The sequence below is a fragment of the Halomonas cupida genome (assembly GCF_900142755.1).
Taxonomy (GTDB): domain Bacteria; phylum Pseudomonadota; class Gammaproteobacteria; order Pseudomonadales; family Halomonadaceae; genus Halomonas; species Halomonas cupida.
In genome coordinates this window covers 110,914-129,610 of record NZ_FRCA01000009.1, presented here as the reverse complement: position 1 = coordinate 129,610, position 18,697 = coordinate 110,914, and the positions used below count along the sequence as shown (strand labels likewise).

At 58.9% G+C, this 18,697-nt stretch carries 17 protein-coding genes; 9 read left to right on the top strand and 8 right to left on the bottom strand.

Annotated elements, in window-relative coordinates; genetic code table 11:
* Positions 1-35: 35 nt before the first annotated feature.
* Positions 36-722, bottom strand: coding sequence for a 7-cyano-7-deazaguanine/7-aminomethyl-7-deazaguanine transporter (locus BUE38_RS15925; protein WP_073436231.1), 687 nt, complete (start codon positions 720-722; stop codon positions 36-38).
* 639 nt (positions 723-1,361) lie between these two features.
* On the opposite strand from BUE38_RS15925, the gene BUE38_RS15920 reads away from it, so the two are divergent.
* Complete coding sequence (locus BUE38_RS15920) at positions 1,362-1,688, top strand: ArsR/SmtB family transcription factor (protein WP_073436230.1); 327 nt, start codon at positions 1,362-1,364, stop codon at positions 1,686-1,688.
* Between the two features lie 52 nt (positions 1,689-1,740).
* Here the strand turns inward: BUE38_RS15920 and sohB are convergent, their stop codons facing one another.
* On the bottom strand, positions 1,741-2,775 hold the full coding sequence (sohB, locus tag BUE38_RS15915; RefSeq protein ID WP_073436229.1) for a protease SohB: 1,035 nt from the start codon (positions 2,773-2,775) through the stop codon (positions 1,741-1,743).
* 137 nt (positions 2,776-2,912) lie between these two features.
* Here sohB and BUE38_RS15910 point away from each other — a divergent pair, with 137 nt between their 5' ends.
* Positions 2,913-3,230 carry an SCP2 sterol-binding domain-containing protein gene (locus BUE38_RS15910; RefSeq protein WP_371860418.1) on the top strand — a complete coding sequence of 106 codons (318 nt, stop codon included), beginning with the start codon at positions 2,913-2,915 and terminating at the stop codon, positions 3,228-3,230.
* A gap of 67 nt (positions 3,231-3,297) precedes the next feature.
* On the opposite strand, the gene nudC is transcribed toward BUE38_RS15910, so the two are convergent.
* The 4 genes from nudC to BUE38_RS15890 form a co-directional block, all read right to left on the bottom strand.
* On the bottom strand, positions 3,298-4,077 hold the full coding sequence (gene nudC, locus BUE38_RS15905) for an NAD(+) diphosphatase (protein ID WP_073436332.1): 780 nt from the start codon (positions 4,075-4,077) through the stop codon (positions 3,298-3,300).
* 5 nt (positions 4,078-4,082) lie between these two features.
* Positions 4,083-4,847: a DNA polymerase III subunit epsilon gene (dnaQ, locus tag BUE38_RS15900; protein ID WP_073436227.1), complete on the bottom strand. Its 765-nt coding sequence runs from the start codon at positions 4,845-4,847 to the stop codon at positions 4,083-4,085.
* An 11-nt stretch (positions 4,848-4,858) separates the two neighbouring features.
* On the bottom strand, positions 4,859-5,347 hold the full coding sequence (rnhA, locus tag BUE38_RS15895; RefSeq protein ID WP_073436226.1) for a ribonuclease HI: 489 nt from the start codon (positions 5,345-5,347) through the stop codon (positions 4,859-4,861).
* A 92-nt stretch (positions 5,348-5,439) separates the two neighbouring features.
* Entirely contained in the window at positions 5,440-6,096 is a 657-nt protein-coding gene (locus BUE38_RS15890) for a class I SAM-dependent methyltransferase (RefSeq protein ID WP_234987070.1), read from the bottom strand.
* A 312-nt stretch (positions 6,097-6,408) separates the two neighbouring features.
* On the opposite strand from BUE38_RS15890, the gene gloB reads away from it, so the two are divergent.
* The 7 genes from gloB to BUE38_RS15855 all read left to right on the top strand — a co-directional run bounded on the left by gloB (position 6,409) and on the right by BUE38_RS15855 (position 16,648).
* Positions 6,409-7,176 (top strand): hydroxyacylglutathione hydrolase, encoded by a 768-nt coding sequence (gene gloB / locus BUE38_RS15885; RefSeq protein ID WP_073436224.1) that lies wholly within the window; start codon positions 6,409-6,411, stop codon positions 7,174-7,176.
* A gap of 76 nt (positions 7,177-7,252) precedes the next feature.
* The gene (locus tag BUE38_RS15880; RefSeq protein WP_073436223.1) at positions 7,253-8,443 is read left to right on the top strand and encodes a transglycosylase SLT domain-containing protein; all 1,191 of its coding nucleotides are present in this window, start codon (positions 7,253-7,255) and stop codon (positions 8,441-8,443) included.
* Positions 8,444-8,517: 74 nt separating this feature from the next.
* The gene (locus tag BUE38_RS15875; protein ID WP_073436222.1) at positions 8,518-10,341 is read left to right on the top strand and encodes an extracellular solute-binding protein; all 1,824 of its coding nucleotides are present in this window, start codon (positions 8,518-8,520) and stop codon (positions 10,339-10,341) included.
* A gap of 92 nt (positions 10,342-10,433) precedes the next feature.
* A complete protein-coding gene (locus BUE38_RS15870; RefSeq protein ID WP_073436221.1) occupies positions 10,434-11,507 on the top strand; it encodes a microcin C ABC transporter permease YejB in 1,074 nt (357 codons plus the stop codon).
* Positions 11,508-11,509: 2 nt separating this feature from the next.
* On the top strand, positions 11,510-12,571 hold the full coding sequence (locus tag BUE38_RS15865) for an ABC transporter permease (protein ID WP_073436220.1): 1,062 nt from the start codon (positions 11,510-11,512) through the stop codon (positions 12,569-12,571).
* Positions 12,561-14,156, top strand: coding sequence for an ABC transporter ATP-binding protein (locus tag BUE38_RS15860; protein ID WP_073436219.1), 1,596 nt, complete (start codon positions 12,561-12,563; stop codon positions 14,154-14,156). The genes BUE38_RS15865 and BUE38_RS15860 overlap by 11 nt, the downstream gene beginning before the upstream one ends.
* Before the next feature lie 182 nt (positions 14,157-14,338).
* Positions 14,339-16,648: a sensor domain-containing diguanylate cyclase gene (locus BUE38_RS15855; protein ID WP_073436218.1), complete on the top strand. Its 2,310-nt coding sequence runs from the start codon at positions 14,339-14,341 to the stop codon at positions 16,646-16,648.
* A gap of 237 nt (positions 16,649-16,885) precedes the next feature.
* Here the strand turns inward: BUE38_RS15855 and BUE38_RS15850 are convergent, their stop codons facing one another.
* Positions 16,886-17,590, bottom strand: coding sequence for a pseudouridine synthase (locus BUE38_RS15850; protein ID WP_073436217.1), 705 nt, complete (start codon positions 17,588-17,590; stop codon positions 16,886-16,888).
* The gene (locus tag BUE38_RS15845) at positions 17,590-18,420 is read right to left on the bottom strand and encodes an amidohydrolase (RefSeq protein WP_073436216.1); all 831 of its coding nucleotides are present in this window, start codon (positions 18,418-18,420) and stop codon (positions 17,590-17,592) included. Before BUE38_RS15845 ends, BUE38_RS15850 begins: the two co-directional genes overlap by 1 nt.
* Between the last annotated feature and the right edge of the window lie 277 nt (positions 18,421-18,697).

Below are 18,697 nucleotides of genomic sequence, written 5' to 3'. Positions count from 1 at the left end.
CGACCTGTCAAATGCAACCGTCTCTACTTCGACAGTCAGGAGCCTGTTGATCCCGCTTCCGCTTTCCACTGCTCACGGGCAGTACTCAAGGCCACCAGGCGATGACTCAACCCGCGCAACAGGATGCCATACAGCGGCAGGAAAAACAGCAGGCTGATCACCAGCTTGATGGCGTAATCAACCGCTGCAATCTCGGGCCAATGGGACGCCATGAAAGGGTCCGGCCCACCCTGGAAGGCAATCGCGAAGAACGCCAGGGTATCCACCAGATTACCGATTACAGTAGAGGCAGCAGGGGCTACCCACCACGTCTTCAGGCGACGCAGACGGTCAAATACCTGAACGTCGAGCAACTGACCCAGCAGGTAGGCCATGAAACTGGCCAGGGCGATACGCGCGACGAACAGGTTCCACTCGCCAAGCGCCTCAATGCCGGCATAGCTGCCTTTCGGGAAGACAACGGATATCACGTAGGAGACCACCAGTGCCGGCAACATCACACGCAGCACAATGGCCCTTGCCGGCTCCTTGCCGAACAGGCGCACGGTAAGGTCCGTGGCCAGAAAGATGAACGGGAAACTGAAGGCTCCCCAGGTGGTGTGCAACCCAAACAGCGTGAAGGGGAGCTGAACGAGATAGTTGCTGGCGGCGATAACGGCTATATGAAAGGCCACCATGGCCATCAGCAGACGGCGTCTCTGACGCGGAGACAGTTCAAACATGCATGTACCTTTTTGGCAAGGGGTGAGGGAACCCTGTGAGCGGGAAATCTGTGCAAATTGGCGCAACATTATACGGACGTCTGAATCCAACTACCAGCCAAAGAACCCTTGCAGTTCCGCGCATGCTGGATCAAGGCCCTGGTCAGAAAATTATTTCAACCGCTGTGATGTAAGGATTCAGCAGTGCTTTCCACTACATTTCTGCGCGAATTGCCATGGCGCCAGGTGATGAACACATCAATTTGTGGAAGAAGCATCCAGAACTCTGCTGAAACGGCCATCTGTGGGCGTTTGGGGCGCGTCATCAAGGGCAATGCGCTATTCTTGAGTACATACTGAATCATAATATACGCAGGCGAACTCGGGCGACTTTCCGGAGCATCGCGGGAACATGGATAGTACTGAAACATTGGGCAGTACTGAAGCAATGGACAGTACTGAAATACCAGGGCTCCGAGCGCCCCCGGAAGTGGATATTGCCCGGAAGTGGATATTGAAGGTAGACACTTCACAGCAGACGTCAGTCCCCTGCCCTTGCGAAACAGGAATGGGCAACTGGCGGCACGCCAAGGCACTGATCCATAAATCACAAAACCAACATATCTGATGCCCACGGGGTTTTAGGAAAGGGGAAGGTAGATGACTAACTCACAGCGTCTGGCAGAGCGTCTGCTCGAGGGTGGCAATTCCACTGTCGACAAGGCCAGCACCTTGCTGAAAGCCATTGCCAACGACAATCGCCTACGCATTCTCTGCCTCCTCGAAGGTCACGAGCTATCCGTCACTGAACTCAATCAACGACTCAGTCTCAGTCAGTCGGCGCTGTCACAACATCTGGCCATACTGCGCCGCGCGGAGCTGGTCTCCACGCGACGGGCATCGCAGACCATCTACTACTCTCTCAATGGCGAGACGGCCAGCATCATGATCGCGGCCCTGGTACAACTCAACGCCGCCAACGACTGACCTGGTCAGGCCCAGGGTGCTCCACCGATCAGAGGAGATTCCGTCGGCTCGCTCAACGCCGCTCCCACAGCGCTGCATCGAGCCGCTCCTCCACCCGCTCCCATAGATGATCCACCAGCCGCAACGAGCCAAAGCCGAGCCGTGAGGGAAGCGTGCGTTCCGGCTCGAGCCCCACCGTCATGACCCGGCCCTTCTCCATGGCCTCGACCAGATAGGCCTCACTGGTGCCGATATCATCGGCCAACCCCTTGTCGACGGCCTCTTCGCCATACCAGATCTCACCGGTCGCGATGGCATCAATATCCAACTGTGGTCGGCGCGCAGCGACATAGTGCTTGAACTTGTCATGAGTACTCTCGAGATCCTCACGGAACTTCTCGCGACCTTCCTCGGTATTCTCTCCCAATACCGTCAAGGTACGTTTGAAACGCCCCGCCGTATGCAGCTCGACGTCGATGTCATGACGCTTGAGCAGACGATGGACATTGGGTACTTGAGCGACAACACCAATCGAACCTATGACGGCAAAAGGCGCGACACGAATACGATCTGCATTGCAGGCCATCAGATACCCGCCGCTTGCCGCGACCTTGTCCACACAGACAGTGGTTGTCACCCCAGCCTCACGCAAGCGGTCGAGTTCCGCCGCAGCCAGTCCATAGGCATGCACCAGGCCGCCAGGAGACTCCAGTCGCACCACCACCTCATCGTCCTTGTTCACCACTGGCAGCAACAATGATACCTCCTGGGCAAGGCGAGTTACCCCGGAAGCCTTGATATTGCCGTGGAAATCCAACACCCAGGTGGTACGTGACGACGATTGATCTGACCTTGAGCGCCGACGCTCATCACGCCTGACTCGGCGCGTCAGGCGACGCCGGGCCCTGGCAGGCATGCCGGCCATCCTCAGCTTGCGTGTCCGCTGCTCATGCTGGCGCCCCAGATCGGTGACGCGAAGTCGCGTGCTATCCCCCTGTCGCCCTGCACTCCGTGCACGGAGAATAACAATGGTGGCAATGGTTACCACCACGCCAACACACAAGAGTTGAAACAGGAAAGTTCCCATCTCCAAGATCCACTGGCCCATCACGCCTCCTTGTCCATTTCCAGCCGCTGCGTGTCTACATCACTGTGGCACTCATGCACTCGACATGACTGACAGCGCTTGATTGAAACGCTTGTTTGAAATACTCTCGACAACCATCGCCCCGCCCACTGTTCAGGATGATGCACATGTCACAGACGCTCGACACACTCCGCACACGGTTCAACCCACAGGCCGCCAGCGGTGTTCAGGAAGTCTTCCAGTTCCATTTCAGCGACGCCGACGATCATTATGTGGTCATCAACGACGGTACGCTCGATATCCAGCAGGGTGAACACGATGATCCATCGGTCAGTTTGAGCATGAGCACCGAGACACTCAAGGGCATCATGAACGGCGACGTCAATGGTATGACGGCTTTCATGACCGGCAAGCTCAAGGCAACCGGCAACATCATGCTCGCCACTCGCCTCAGCGACATGTTTCCCTCAAGCTGAGAGGCTTCAGCAGCAGAGCAGGATTGGCAGTATCTGCCCTGCTGCCCCCTTCCAGGCCGCTCCGCCCTCAGTTCTGGCGACCATCCCGAACCTCTGCAAGATGCAGCTCGATCAATTCCCTTGAGATGGAATACAGCGGTGGCAGTTTCGGTAACTTGCGTGGTGAGAACCAGGCCGCGTCCTCGATTTCATGACCATCGATGCGGATTCGACGGCTGGCCGCCTCGACCAGGTACCCCAGCATCAATGAGTGAGGAAAGGGCCATGCTTGGCTACGTATATAGCGCATACGGCCAACACTGACTCCCACCTCCTCATGAACTTCTCGGCGCAGCGCTTCCTCGGCCGACTCACCAGGCTCGATGAAGCCAGCCAGCGTCGAATAACGCCCAGGTGGAAAGCGGGGGCTGCGGGCCAACAACAGCGATTCTCCATGAGTGACCAGCGTGATGATGCATGGCGAGATACGCGGATAGTTACGATGGCCACAATGATCACAGTGCATGGCGAACTCATGGTCAAGCCGCCTGGCCTGGTGCCCGCAACGCCCGCAGAACCGGTGATTGGCTGACCAGGCAGCCACCTGCAGCGCTGTCGACAGTAACGGAAACCAGCTCTCCGGCATTCGCACCAGCCAGTCACGGCCGTCAAGCCAGTCGACGCCGCCCTCCTCACCGATCAACAAACCAACAGGCTCGTCATTCCACCAGCACAACGGCTGAACCTCTGCCTGCCAGGGTTCGATCAAGCCGAATGGCTTTCCTTCCGGCCCGACCGCTATACGACCCGCCGCGTAGCGAATCACACGGCCTCGGCTTTCCCCATAGGGAATCTCACGCCTCAACATCATCACTACCCCTGACCACCAGTCTGGTCGACAGGCGCCGCGACGCTGTCCCACTGGCAGACCCCTGCCTTGTCACGAATTCTGGCAAGCTTGGCCTGATGTGCATCCAACTCACCATCGGTGGGGCGAACAACACGCAGGCGACCTGGCTCCAGCGTCAGGCGCCGAACCGAAAACTCTCCCGACTCGTTGTTGGTGGATTTTTCCTCATTGTCGGCATCCAGCGTCAGGGCTGTTTGTCCACCGGTCATCGCCAGATAGACATCGGCGAGAATCTCGGCATCAAGCAAGGCGCCGTGCAGTACTCGATGACCGTTATCGATATCGTAGCGCTTGCACAGAGCGTCCAGACTGTTGCGCTGTCCGGGATGCATGCCACGAGCCATCACCAGGGTATCGAGCACGCGGCAGTGCTCACGCACCGGTCCGAAATCGAGGTTCGGATCAGCCGCGCGCAGTAGAGCAAATTCGTGGTCGATGAAGCCCACATCAAAGGGGGCGTTGTGTATGACCAGTTCCGCTCCGCGAATGAAGTCCCAGAACTCCTGAGCCACCTCGGCAAAGAGGGGTTCATTGGCAACACGCTCATTGGTGATGCCGTGTACCGACATCGCCTCGGGATCAATCTCCCGCTCGGGATTGATGTATTGGTGGTAACTGTTGCCGGTCAAGCGGCGGTTGATCACTTCAACAGCACCGATCTCGATCATTCGGTGCCCTTCCCGGGTCTCGATGCCGGTGGTTTCCGTATCCAGTACTATCTGACGCATTGCATATCCCGTTATTGCCGGCTCTCGGCCAGCAGTTCATCAATGGCCTGATTGACAAGTGTGTCCGCCATCTCGTTTCCCGGGTGGCCACTGTGCCCTTTCACCCAACGCCAGTCGACCTGGTGACGGTCGGCCTGCTCCAACAACTGCTGCCACAGGTCGGCGTTCTTGACCGGCTGCTTCGAGGCCGTCTTCCAACCACGCTTGACCCAACCATGTATCCACTCGGTAATGCCCTTGCGTAGGTATTCCGAATCGGTCCACAGGGTGACATCGCAGGAACGTTTCAGCGCCTTGAGCGCCATGATCGCAGCGGTCAGTTCCATACGATTGTTGGTGGTGGCAGCCTCTCCGCCCTTCAGAGTCTTCTGGTGCGAACCACTCTGCAGCACCGCTCCCCAGCCCCCTGGCCCCGGGTTACCTCGACAGCCTCCGTCGGTATAGATGGTTACCACGGGCTTTTCCCCGGCCGCTTCCTGCGCTCCATCACTCTTTGCCACCTCAATTCTCTCCAGCCCTGTTTTCGGCAAACTGTTCTCGGCAAACCATTCTCGGCGACCTGACTGTCACCCTCTGTTGTCATCGAATGTTGTCATCGAAGTCTTGCCTTTCGCGACCGCCCCGTACCCGAGCTCGATTCAGTGGAACTGCGTACCCGCGAGTTCTGTGATTCCAGTGCACGCGAACTCGTGTCAACACGAGAGGCCCCCAGGCCACTGGCGCCCAACGCCGTACCAAACAGGGGGCGCTGTGGCTGACGACATGCCAGTCGGGAGCGACTGCGTGCCTGTATGATCCAGCAGTCCCCCCACGGCAGATTATGACGGCGCCCCAGAGTTTCCAGCAGCGCGTTGTGCGGGGTCAGGCCGGGCAGGTGAAAGCCGCAGTAGTCTAACCGCTCGATCTCGAACTCGACAAACGATAGCCAGTCCCGCATTCGTCGAGCACTGCGCCAGTGGCCGATACCCGGCATGGTTCTGCGCCCACCGGGCCAACAGCGGGCGAGCCCCCCCGCCGACACTGGCGACCACCCCAGAATGATCAGGCGACCATCTCCTGCGGTCACCCGCGCGGCTTCCTGCAACAGTTGGTGCGGGCAGTCGACAACTTCCAGAATATGGTGCAGCACCACTAGATCCAGGGCACCGCTGGGCAGCGGTAATCGACCGGGGTGGCACACGATAGTCGAGGAACTTTCTGCCAGTTCGAGAGTCGGAGCCCAACGCATAACATGACGAACAGATGACATATCCACGAGGGACTCACCCAGTGACATCTCCAACCCGTGGCCCCCTATCCAGCGTTCGGCCTGGGGTCCCAGACAAGCTCGCTCAGCCAGATACAGGCCCCTCCCAGCTTCGCCGGCCCAGAATCGACGGGCCTGCGGAACGAGCGATGCCATGTCTATCGTCGTGGACGCATTTGACATGATCGTTCGCTACCCCCAAAGTATCGGATTTTGCACGTCATTTTTTCATCGTCAGCGATGTTTCATCACGCTGGCCCGGCTGGCTGAACTTTGCTGCCGAGGACGACGCGTGACCAGAGGATGCCATTGACCATGCTAAGCGTGACACCGATTCCGGCCTTTAGCGACAACTATATCTGGCTACTGCGGCAGGATACGAACGACCAGGTCTGTGTTGTCGATCCCGGCGACGCCGAGGCCGTCATCCAGGTGCTCGAGCGTGAAGGACTGTCACTGAGCGCGGTACTGATCACTCATCACCATCAGGATCATACCGGCGGCCTGGCCGCATTGATCAAGCGCTATTCTCCCCGGGTAATCGGTCCCCACAACCCGGATATCAAGGGGATCAGCGAGCGTGTCAGCGATGGTGACGAATTTCGAGTCATGGGGCGTCGTTTCGAAGTCATGGCAGTACCCGGCCACACCCTCGACCATATTGCTTTCTTCACAGCCGGTATTCCACCGTTGCTGTTCAGCGGGGACACCCTGTTCAGTGCCGGCTGCGGCAGATTGTTCGAAGGCACGGCAGAACAGATGAGCGAGTCACTGGCACGCATCAATGCCTTGCCCGCCGACACTCTGGTTTTCGCAGCACACGAATACACCCTGGCCAACCTCGCTTTCGCGCGAGCGGCCGACCCGGACAACGATGATGTGGCACTCGCCCTCCGTGAATGCGAGAAGATTCGCGAGTTGGAGCGACCAACGCTGCCGACAACCCTCGAGAGGGAGCGCCACATCAACCCCTTCCTGCGTTGTGACGACGCAGGAGTGAAGCGCGCAGCATCTACACACGGCGCAACCGACAACAATCAGCAGACGTTCGCCACCCTGCGCGCATGGAAGGATTCGTACTAGATCAAGGGAATTACCTGACTTCAATGATGACCAATGGCCAGCAGCCTCGCTGTCTGGTCGGGAGAGTGCTGTACGCATGACATACCATACAACCCGTAGACGATTGTGGGGCGCTGCCAGCAGCCTTGCCCTTCTTGGCTCCCTGATGGCCAGCGCCTGGACCAGCAGCCAAGCCGCTCCGCTACCGACGGACGGCCGTTACGCGACAGACTCCTTCGCATCTGTCGCCCCTCATCAGCACCTGACCTCCCATTTCTGGGATGCGCTGGAGCTGGAGCCACAGGATGTGTGGACCAATCTGCGCAGCGATTTCCGCTGGCAGGACCAGGCTCTCAATGCGAGGGTTCAGGAGTGGATTGAGTACTATCAGTCCAGCCCCGAAAATGTAGCCGAGATCACCGAGCGCGCTCGTCCCTGGCTGGCCTGGATTACCCAGCAGGTGGAAGCACGGGGCCTGCCGGGCGAAATCGCCCTGATTCCCTTCGTCGAAAGTTCCTTCGACCCCAAGGCACGTAGTCACTTCGGTGCCGCAGGCCTGTGGCAGATCATGCCACGTACCGGCGATGCCCTGGGGCTCAAGCGCAACGGTAGCTGGGATGGCCGTGTTGATGTCGTTTCCTCGACCCGTGCCGCCCTCGACTATATCGAGATGCAGGCCGACGAGTGGTATGACGGCGACCTGCTGCTGTCACTGGCGGCCTACAATGCCGGCGCGGGCACCGTCAATAACGCACGTCGTGCCGCCCAGTCACGCGGCCTCGCTGGCGAATACTGGGATCTGAACCTGCCCGGCGAGACCATGGCCTATGTACCCAAGCTGATTGCCATCTCGAGGATTATCAGCGATCCCGAACAATATGGTGTCGCGTTGCCTGACATCAGCGGCTCGGCAGCATTCGCTCGCATCACCCTGGATTCGCCGATCAGTCTCACCGAGGCCGCCAATCTCGCCGGTGTCACCACTCGTGAGCTCACTGAACTCAATCCCGGCGTCAAGTCATCGACGGTGGATCCACGTCACGCCCGCCAATTGCTGGTGCCCGCGTCCAGTGCCGATACCTTGCGTGCTCAACTGACAGCTCCGCTGTCCGGTGATACCCAGTTGGCCAGCAACGACAGTGGCATGCACATCGTTGAGCAGGGCGACACCCTTTCACGCATTGCCATGCTACATTCTGTGTCGACCAATGATCTCGCACGCTGGAATGGCATCGACGATCCTCAGGCACTGCGTCCTGGCCAACGCCTGACCATCTCCGGCTCGTGATCCTTTTCATGCCGTGAGCAGAGCCCCGGTCCGGGGCTCTGCGCAGGGGTTCTGAACAGAAGGAAAGCAGCTTGATGCGACACGTGGTAACTGGCCTGCTGCTGAGTGTAGTGCTCAACAGTCCACTGCAGGCCGCTGAACCTGAGCAGGTCCCCACCGTTCATGCTCTGGCTCTATTTGGTGACCCCGCGCTACCGGCGGGTTTTGACCATCTGCCACACGTCAACCCTGATGCGCCTCGTGGTGGCTCCATGAGCCAGGCGGCACTAGGCAGCTTCGACTCCACCAATCCGTTTATCGTCCGCGGCACTCCTGCTTCCGGACTGATGCAGGTTTATGACACCCTGCTGGAGTCCAATCCCAACGAACCCTTCACCATGTATGGACTGCTGGCCGGAGGTATTCGCCTCGACCCGGATCGTCGCTGGGTAGAGTTTGATCTACGTCCAGAGGCCCGCTTCCAGGATGGTGAACCGGTACTGGCCGACGATGTCATCTTCAGCTTCGAGACCCTGACCACCAAAGGCAGCCCCTTCTATCGCGCCTACTATGCTGACGTCACGGAGGTTGTCGCCGTCGACCGTGACACCGTGCGCTTTGAGCTCGGCGAGAGTGAATCCCGCGAGTTACCACTGATCATCGGCCAGATGCCGGTACTTCCCAGCCACTTCTGGGCCGACCGAGACTTCGAGGCCGTGACTCGCGATCCGCTGATCGGCTCCGGGCCCTACCGCATTGTCGAGGTATCGCCAGGCCGACGCATCGTTTATCAGCGGGATGAGGATTACTGGGGTAGGGATCTCGGCCTGAATCGGGGCCGCTACAACATCGATCGCCTCGAATATGATTACTATCGCGACCAGTCCATCACCCTTGAGGCCTTCAAGGCTGGTCTGATCGACTTTCGTGTGGAAAGCTCGGCCAGCAACTGGGCTACCGCCTACGACTTTCCCGCATTGCAGGACGGACTGATCAAACAGATGGTGGTGCCCGATGGCCAACCTGCCGGTATGCAGGCCTTTGTCATGAATCAGCGTGAGCCGAAGTTTGCCGACGTACGCGTCCGGGAGGCCATCACCCTGGCCTTCGACTTCGAGTGGCTCAATCGCAACCTGTTCTACGGCGCCTACGAAGCTACCGACAGCTACTTCGAGAATTCCGAGATGGAGGCCTCCGGGCTACCCACCGAGGAAGAGCTGGCGTTGCTCTCCCCATGGCGCAGTGAGCTGCCGGCACGCGTATTCGACGAACCGCTGCCCATCGAGCAACCCGATGATCTACGTCAGCGCCTCTACAAGGCCATGGACCTGTTACGGGCCGCGGGCTACGAAGCACGCGACGGCGTGATGATCAACACTGCTACCGGGCGACCACTGAATATCGAGATCCTGCTCTACAGCACTCAATTCGAACGCATCGCACAGCCTCTGCTGCGCAATCTGTCACGTATCGGCATCCAGGGCCGAGTGCGTACTGTTGATGTCAACCAGTACCTCAACCGCCTGCGCAGCTTCGATTTCGACATGGTCGTCGGCAGCTTCCCGCAATCGGCCAACCCCGGCAATGAACAACGCGAATTCTGGGGTAGTGAATATGCCGACCGGCCTCAGAGCCGCAACCTGATCGGCCTGAAAAGCCCAGTGATTGATGCGTTGGTCGACGACCTGATAGCCGCATCGTCCCGGCAGGCCATGGACACCGCTGCGCACGCTCTCGATCGGGTATTGCGCTGGGGCTTCTACGTCGTGCCTCAATACCACCTCGCCGCCTACCGAATCGCGGCCTGGGACAAGTTCGGCTATCACCAGCCTTTCCCGGAGTACATGCTGGATCTATCCTCGTGGTGGGTTGACCCGGAGCGCGCTCGGGTGATCGAGAACCGTCAACGCAATCGCTGATCCGCCCGGGCCCTTGCCTCACCAGGGCGCTGGGCCGCCCCATTGCGCCCAAGGGACCAGAACACAGACCAGAACACCAACAAGGACAAGCCGTGGCTGTCTATATCCTGCGCCGCCTGTTATTGATGATACCGACCCTGGTCGGCATCATGCTGCTCAATTTCATCATCGTTCAGGCGGCCCCTGGCGGGCCGATCGACCAGGTATTGGCTCGCTTCCAGGGGCTCTCTGCTGAATCCAGCACTCACTTCGGTGGCGGCGAGGACACTCTAACCAGCAGCGGGGATTCACGCGGCAGCCGCGGTATTCCACAGCAGTTCATCGATCAGCTCGAGCAGCAATTCGGCTTCGATAAGCCCGCCCACGAGCGCTTCATCGGCATGATGGTCGACTATGCGACCTTCGACTTCGGCGAAAGCTTCTTTCGCGGACAACCGGTGATCGACTTGATGATCGAACGACTTCCGGTATCGATATCACTGGGGCTCTGGACCACGCTGCTGGTCTACCTGATCTCGATTCCACTGGGTATTCGCAAGGCACTACGTCACGGCTCTGCCTTCGATGTCTGGACCTCGGGCCTGGTGATCGTCGGTTATGCCGTTCCCGGCTTCCTTTTTGCGCTGTTGCTGATCGTACTCTTCGCCGGCGGCAGTTATTGGGATGTATTCCCTCTCCGCGGTCTAACGTCTCCGGATTTCGCCGATCTCAGCGCATGGGGAAAGGTCAAGGATTACCTATGGCACATCGTGCTACCGGTAACTGCCTCGGCCATCGGCAGCTTTGCCACCCTGACCATGCTCACCAAGAACAGTTTTCTGGATGAGATCCACCGCCAGTACGTGCTTACTGCTCGTGCCAAGGGCGCCAGCGAGAACCGCATCCTCTATGGCCATGTATTCCGCAACGCCATGCTGATCATCATTGCCGGCCTCCCCTCCGCCTTGATCGGAATCTTCTTCACCGGCTCATTGCTGATCGAGGTGATCTTCTCGCTGGACGGTCTGGGCCTGCTGGGCTTCGAAGCCGTTACCCAGCGTGACTACCCGGTCATTTTTGGCACTCTCTATCTGTACACACTGATCGGCCTGATCCTCAAGCTGATTTCGGATCTCACCTATGTGTGGATCGACCCGCGCATCGATTTCGCGTCCCGGGAGTCCTGAGCATGCCGACACTTTCGCCCATCAGCCGTCGTCGTCTCCAGGTGTTTCGCCATCAACGCCGCGCCTGGTGGTCCCTATGGTTGTTCTCGATCCTGCTGGTCCTCAGTCTCGGCGCCGAGTTGGTCGCCAATGATCGTCCACTGATGATGCAATACCAGCAACAGTGGTACTTCCCGCTGTGGAATGACTACAAGGACACTGATTTCGGCGGACGACTGCCTACCTCCGCGGATTACCATGACCCCTTCACTCACCAACAGATCAATGAGAATGGCTGGATGCTATGGCCGGTAATTCCGTTCTCCTACGACACCATCGATATGCAGCTCACTCACCCAGCACCATCACCGCCCGATGCTCGCCATTGGCTGGGCACGGATGATCAGGGGCGCGATGTCATGGCCCGCGTGATCTATGGTTTTCGCCTGTCAGTGGTGTTCGCGCTGGTCCTCACTGCAGGCTCGCTCATCCTCGGCGTCCTGGCGGGCGGTATCCAGGGGTATTTCGGTGGCAAGGTCGACCTGATCGGACAACGCATTACCGAGATATGGTCCGGCCTGCCGGTGCTGTTCCTGCTGATCATCCTCGCCAGCCTGGTGGAACCCAATATCTGGTGGCTGCTGGGGATCATGCTGCTGTTCTCATGGCTGGGGCTTGTGGACATCGTGCGTGCTGAATTTCTGCGCGCCCGCAACCTCGAATATGTGCGTGCGGCAAAGGCCATGGGACTGCCCTCACGCATGATCATGTGGCGTCATGTATTACCGAATGCCATGGTCGCTACTCTGACCTTCGTGCCCTTCCTGTTCACCGGCGCCATTACCACCCTTACCGCACTGGACTTTCTCGGTTTTGGTCTGCCGCCCGGCTCTCCATCGCTGGGCGAACTGGTCGCCCAGGGAAAGAACAACCTTCAGGCTCCCTGGCTGGGTATCACCGCCTTTGTCACCCTGGCCACCATGCTCTCGCTGCTGGTGTTCATCGGTGAAGGTATCCGTGATGCCTTCGATCCCCGCCATGTGGAACACGTCAGTACTGCTGAAGGAGTCGGCAATGCCCACTGATCCATTGTTCGAGCTTGATGACATCAGTGTCGCCTTCAACGGCAGGACGGTGGTCGATCGACTGTCACTATCCGTCGATACAGGAGAAACCCTGGCCCTGGTCGGTGAATCCGGGTCCGGCAAGACGGTCGCGGCCTTGGCCGCGCTCAATCTGCTGCCGGACAACGCAGTGGTAAGCGGCCGTCGTCGTCTGGCCGCGACCGACCTGGCAGCATTGAGCCGGCGCCAATGGCAAACGGTGCTGGGCAATCGTATCGGTTTCATCTTTCAGGAGCCGATGACCTCGCTGAACCCCCTGCACACCATAGGCCGCCAACTGGGCGAAACCCTGCGTCTACACCAGGGAATTCGCGGTGAACCGGCCCGACAACGTTGTCTGCAATTGCTTGAGCAGGTCAAGCTTCCCCGTGCTGCCGAGTTGCTCAAGGTCTGGCCACACCAGCTCTCCGGCGGGCAACGCCAGCGCGTGATGATCGCCATGGCCATCGCCAACAATCCTCAGTTGCTGGTGGCTGATGAGCCGACTACAGCGCTGGACGTCACCGTACAACAGGATATTCTCGCTCTGTTGGCAGAGCTGCGCGACCAACATGGCATGGGTATGTTGTTCATTACCCACGATCTCAACCTGGTACGGCGCCACGCCGACCGGGTCTGCGTTCTTCACCACGGCGAGCACCAGGAAACCGGTTCGATCGAGGAAGTCTTCACCCGTCCCCGCAGCTCCCATACTCGCGAACTACTGGCCGCCGACCCTGAGGGCAGGCCCGGCCCGGTACTATCCGCCAACCCTTTGCTCGCCGCTCGCCAGTTGGCAGTCAGCTTCAAACGTCCAAAACGCCTGTTGAGTCGCCGCCCTCCCGCCTTTGAAGCCGTGGCACCACTCGATCTGCAAGTCGCCCCCGGGGAAACGCTCGGTGTCGTTGGCGAATCGGGCTCAGGCAAGACAACGCTGGCCCTGGCCTTGTTACGCCTGGTGTCCAGCCATGGCGAGATCGACTTCGATGGTGTGCGTCTCGATCAGTTGCATGGTGAAGCACTGCGTCGGCAGCGCAAGGAGATCCAGGTGGTGTTCCAGGACCCCTACGGCTCACTGTCACCGCGAATGCCGGTCGCCGACATCGTCAGCGAAGGGCTACGCTTCCACCACCCTGAGTTGAGCGATGACGAGGTGAAACAACGGGTACGCCGTACCCTGAACGAAGTGGGCTTACCGGAGGACGTGGCACAGCGCTATCCCCACGAGTTTTCCGGAGGGCAGCGTCAACGTATCGCCGTGGCACGCGCGATCATCCTGGAGCCACGCCTGATCATTCTCGATGAACCGACTTCCGCTCTTGATCGCACCATCCAGAAACAACTGGTGGAGTTGCTGCGGGATCTACAGCGTCGCCATGGCATCAGCTATCTGTTCATCAGTCACGACCTGGCCGTGGTGAGGGCCATGGCCCACCGCATCCTGGTTCTCAGGGAAGGCCAGGTGGTCGAGCACGGTGACAGTGAGCAGGTGCTCACCCGTCCCGGGAGTGATTACACTCGCACTCTGATTGCCGCATCGAGTCTAGCGTCAGATTCGACTCCCTGAACCACTGATGACGATAGAAGCTGAGTCGGGAGTTGGGTTTTCGCCACGAAAGGTAACGGTATAAATAAGTGTGCAACGAACAATCGAAAGACCAGGGTGGCTGCCTGCGTTGACGAACCCGGAATGCGCCTTCCACGAACAGCCATCCTATACTCCCCGGACCTAAGGCTTCTGGATACGTCATGGCTCGCCTAGTGCTTCACGTGCTCGGCATACTGTTGATCTGTGTGCCTACCTTCGCCCTTGCTCAAGAAGCTCTGGCACAGAAGGTCGTGCTCGAAGATGGTTGGGAGTATCGCTGGGGGGATTCCCCGCGCTTGCCCGATGGCACAGTGCTATGGATTACCGATGCCGACGCTCCTGAGCTCTGGCAGACCATGAGCGGCATAGGTAACCCTCCCGGCCGCAATGACCAGAACAATCTCTGGATGCGTCATCGGATCCCCGAGGGGAATTGGCACCAACCAGTACTCTTTGTGTCCAGCCTGAACCTGATCGGGGAAGCCTACGTCCACGGCGATCGCATCTACCAGCATGGCCAGTTGAACGACAACGGCACCGGCAGCTTCGCCGGCTGGACCTGGCATGCCATCCCCCTTCCAACAGGCTCTGCTGACGAATATCTCTATCTGCGCCTGTATTCGACCTACAAGGACATCGGGCTGTGGGGCAAGGTCATGGTCATGGAAAAGGCCGAGGTGTTACCCATGATCATTGCCGACACCCGCGCTGATCTGCTGGTCTCGGCGCTATGCATGGTCATCGCTGGCCTCGCTGGCCTACTGATACTGGCTAGCCCACAACAGTGGCGACTTGCCAGTATCGGCCTCTTCGCGCTGGCAACCGGCATCATGGTGATCGCCGAAAGCGATGCCAGCCAACTACTGCTGGCAAGACCACTACTGTGGGACTATCTCGCCGCCGCCAGCTACTTTTCCCTGCCGGTGGCCATGGCGTTGATGCTGGAACACTGGTTCCCCCAATGTCGTCACTGGTTGTTGCACAGTATCTGGGTCGCCCATCTGGCCTACATGTTCGCTGCAGTTGGCCTGGCCATGCTGGGACTGGCCTCGCTGACCATGGCTTTCCCGGTATTTGATGTACTATTGTTGATCAGCCTGACCTTGATTGGCCTGATCCTGTTTCGACGTCACCGTACTTTCGACACCGATCAGTGGCTGGTGATACTCAGCTATGTCGCCTTCGCCATCGTATTGATCACCGACATGCTGGTCGCCCATGGTCTAGTCCACTGGTACAGCGTGCCGGTGAATCTCGGTGCACTGGTCTTCGCATTGGTCATTGTGTTGATTTCACTTCGATTCTACGCACGTTCACAACGTGAACTGCATCACCTCAACAGCTTTCTCGAGCGGGAAGTCGAAATACGTACTCAGGCACTGGAGACTCATGCCGAGAGGGAGCGCGAGCGAGCCACGTTACTCGCCATTGAGCACAACAAGAGTCAGGAGCTTGCCCACCTGATCGACTGCCTGCAGAGCATCGGCGCTCTCGAAAGCGCACTGCAACGTACCGTGGATGCCATGCCCGACCTCCTTCATCCACTGCATGGCGCCTTTTACCGCCTCGACCCTCAAACCGGATGCCTGAAACTCGACGCGGTGTGGCCAGAGCATCATCAAGCACCTCACACCCTCAAGACACCACTCCCCTCGTACGAGTCACTGGCTGACCACCTGCGCCCCGGATCCATGACCCGCCACCAGTCTCCTTCACGGAACTATTCACGCCTGACCAACGAGGATGGTGGAGCATCGCAGTACTGGTTGCTGCCGCTGGACATTCCCCGGGCCAATCAACAATTTCAGCGTCTTGGTGTCCTCTACCTGGTGCCGCACGAGAATCAGCACTGGAGAACGGCCCACAGTGATCGCACGCTGCAGTTCATCGAGATGGGGATTGGGCGCCTTTCGCTGGTGCTGTCGAGCATTTGCCTGCAGGAAGAGCTGGCCACCATGTCCTACCAGGATGGTTTGACCGGACTGCATAACCGACGTTACTTCGATGAGCTGATGGCTCACGAGGCTGCTATCGCCATACGTAAACGCTCACCACTATCTCTGGCCATCATCGATATCGACCATTTCAAGCAATTCAATGACCGTCATGGCCACGCCGCGGGAGATTCAGTGCTGTGCAGCGTGTCACGGATGCTGTCCAATAGTTTCCGCGACATCGATGTGGTATGCCGCCTGGGAGGTGAAGAGTTCGTGGTGTTGCTGCCAGGCGCTCAGGCCGATGACGCTCTGCAGCGTATCTCGCGCATGACCAGGGCACTCTCGGAGTCCGCTTTTCGTTACGGAGAAGCATCACTGGGCACAGTATCCGTTTCCTGCGGCATCGCCAGCTACCCGGCCAACACCAATGACCCTCACGCCTTGCTGCTGCTGGCGGACAAGGCCCTCTATCGCGCCAAGGCCGAGGGCAGAGCCCGAATCACCATTGCCAGCCACGACGACGCCCCCTCCTGACCCTCAGGTTGACTGCTGTTCATCAGATGCCACCAGAGCAACGTCACCTCCGGCAGGAACATCGCCACGTTATTAACCCGGCATGCTTTCATGTTGGGTTAATGGCGGCACAGGGAAGTGCTGCCGTCGGCCATCAGGCCGACGCGAGACCGCACCACACCAGCAGATCCGCGCATCTGTGCCAGTGTAGTGCGGACGACAATCAAATCGATCAGGATGAGCTATTTGATTGCCATGTTAATAGAACAGCGCCACTTCCCTGGCAGACAATTCACGCCACTGGCCAGGCGCGAGATCTGGGTCAAGCGCCAGTTGGCCGATGGACTCACGGTGCAGAGCCTCGACATGATTACCGACCGCTGCCAGCATTCGCCGCACCTGGTGGTAGCGACCCTCATGGATCGTCAGTCGCACTTCCTTCTCCCCCAGACACTCCAGTTCCGCAGGCCGAGTCGGTATGTCATCGCCGTCCAACAGGATGCCCTCGGCGAACCGTTCAATGGCATTCTCCGCCTCAATACCTTCTAGCGTACGTGCCAGCCTGGCGTGATAGACCTTGGCGCAGCGATGACGCGGAGAGGTAACACGGTGTGACCACTGTCCATCATCAGTGAGCAGCAGCAGACCGGAAGTATCGACATCCAGTCTCCCTACCGGCTGCAGTCGCTCGGCATGAGGAAGGTCGAGCAGATCGACCACCCGCGGGTACAGGCCTCGTCGTGCGGTACATTCCACTCCTGTTGGCTTGTGGAGCATGACGTAGCGCAGCCCGACCAGGGCGAGCGTTTCGTCACGCCAGCAGACAACGTCTTTTTCATTTACATGACGCGCCCCCTTGCGCTCCACTTCGCCGTTGACCGTGACTTCTCCAGCAGTCAGGACGCGGCGTGCCAGCCCGCGGGTAAGATCCGTGGTTTCCGATAGAAAGCGATCCAGACGCATCAGGACAGATCTCCCGTGACATCCGGGGTATCCATCAAGGAGAAGCCATCGGCATCCTGCCAGGCAGGAAAGCGTTGGCGGAATGTTTCGAGCTCATCACGATCCAGCGTCGCGGTCGCCAGCATGGTTTCACCGTTACCACCGTCAATCAGCGCCTCGCCCCGAGCATCAAGCAACATGGAGTCGCCAGCATAGCCAAGCCCGCGGGCATCCTCACCAACACGATTGACACCAATCACTGCGCACAGATTCTCGATGGCTCTCGCCTGCAGCAGAACTCGCCAAGGGTGACGACGAGGCGCGGGCCAATTGGCAACGCAAAGCAGCGCATCGTACTCGAAAGGTGCAGACGCCGATGGCTGTTGTCGCAACCATACCGGGAAACGCAGGTCGTAGCAGACCGACAGTAGAATACGGAAGCCATTGAGCTCGACAATCACTCGACGATCGCCCATGGCGTAGCGCTCGTGTTCGCCGGCCATGCGGAAGAGATGGCGTTTGTCATAGTGCACGAGTTCGCCATCCGGCGTCGCCCAGATCAAGCGATTGAAGTATCGTCCACCTTCCTCGATGGCTACGCTGCCGGTCACCACGCAGCGACGTTGACGAGCCTGATCACGAAGCCAGGCCACAACGCTGCTGGATGGCATCGGCTGGGCCATCTCCCGCGAGTTCATGGTAAAACCAGTGGCAAACATTTCCGGCAATACGATCAAGTCAGTATCTGCACTGTCCAGATCGCCAAGTTGCTCCTCGAGGCGGCGGCAATTGGTCTCGGGATCTTCCCAGTGCAGGTCGCACTGCACCAGAGTAGTACGCAACTGTGTCATCACAGATCTCTCACCATGGGTTCATTGTCAGCAGGGGCTCTATATAGGCTAACTGACCCTGACGCCGACCGCAGCCATTACCGACCGCCAGTTATCCCTGGCTCCTGGCTCGCGACCCACATGGATGTGGGAAGTGCGTGTTCGTGTCGGGAACACGAATAGCCGACCCACATGGATGTGGGAAGTGCGTGTTCGTGTCGGGAACACGAATAGCCGACCCACATGGACGTGGGCAGTGCGCATATTCGTCGGGAACGAACATGCGCCAGCTCGTAGC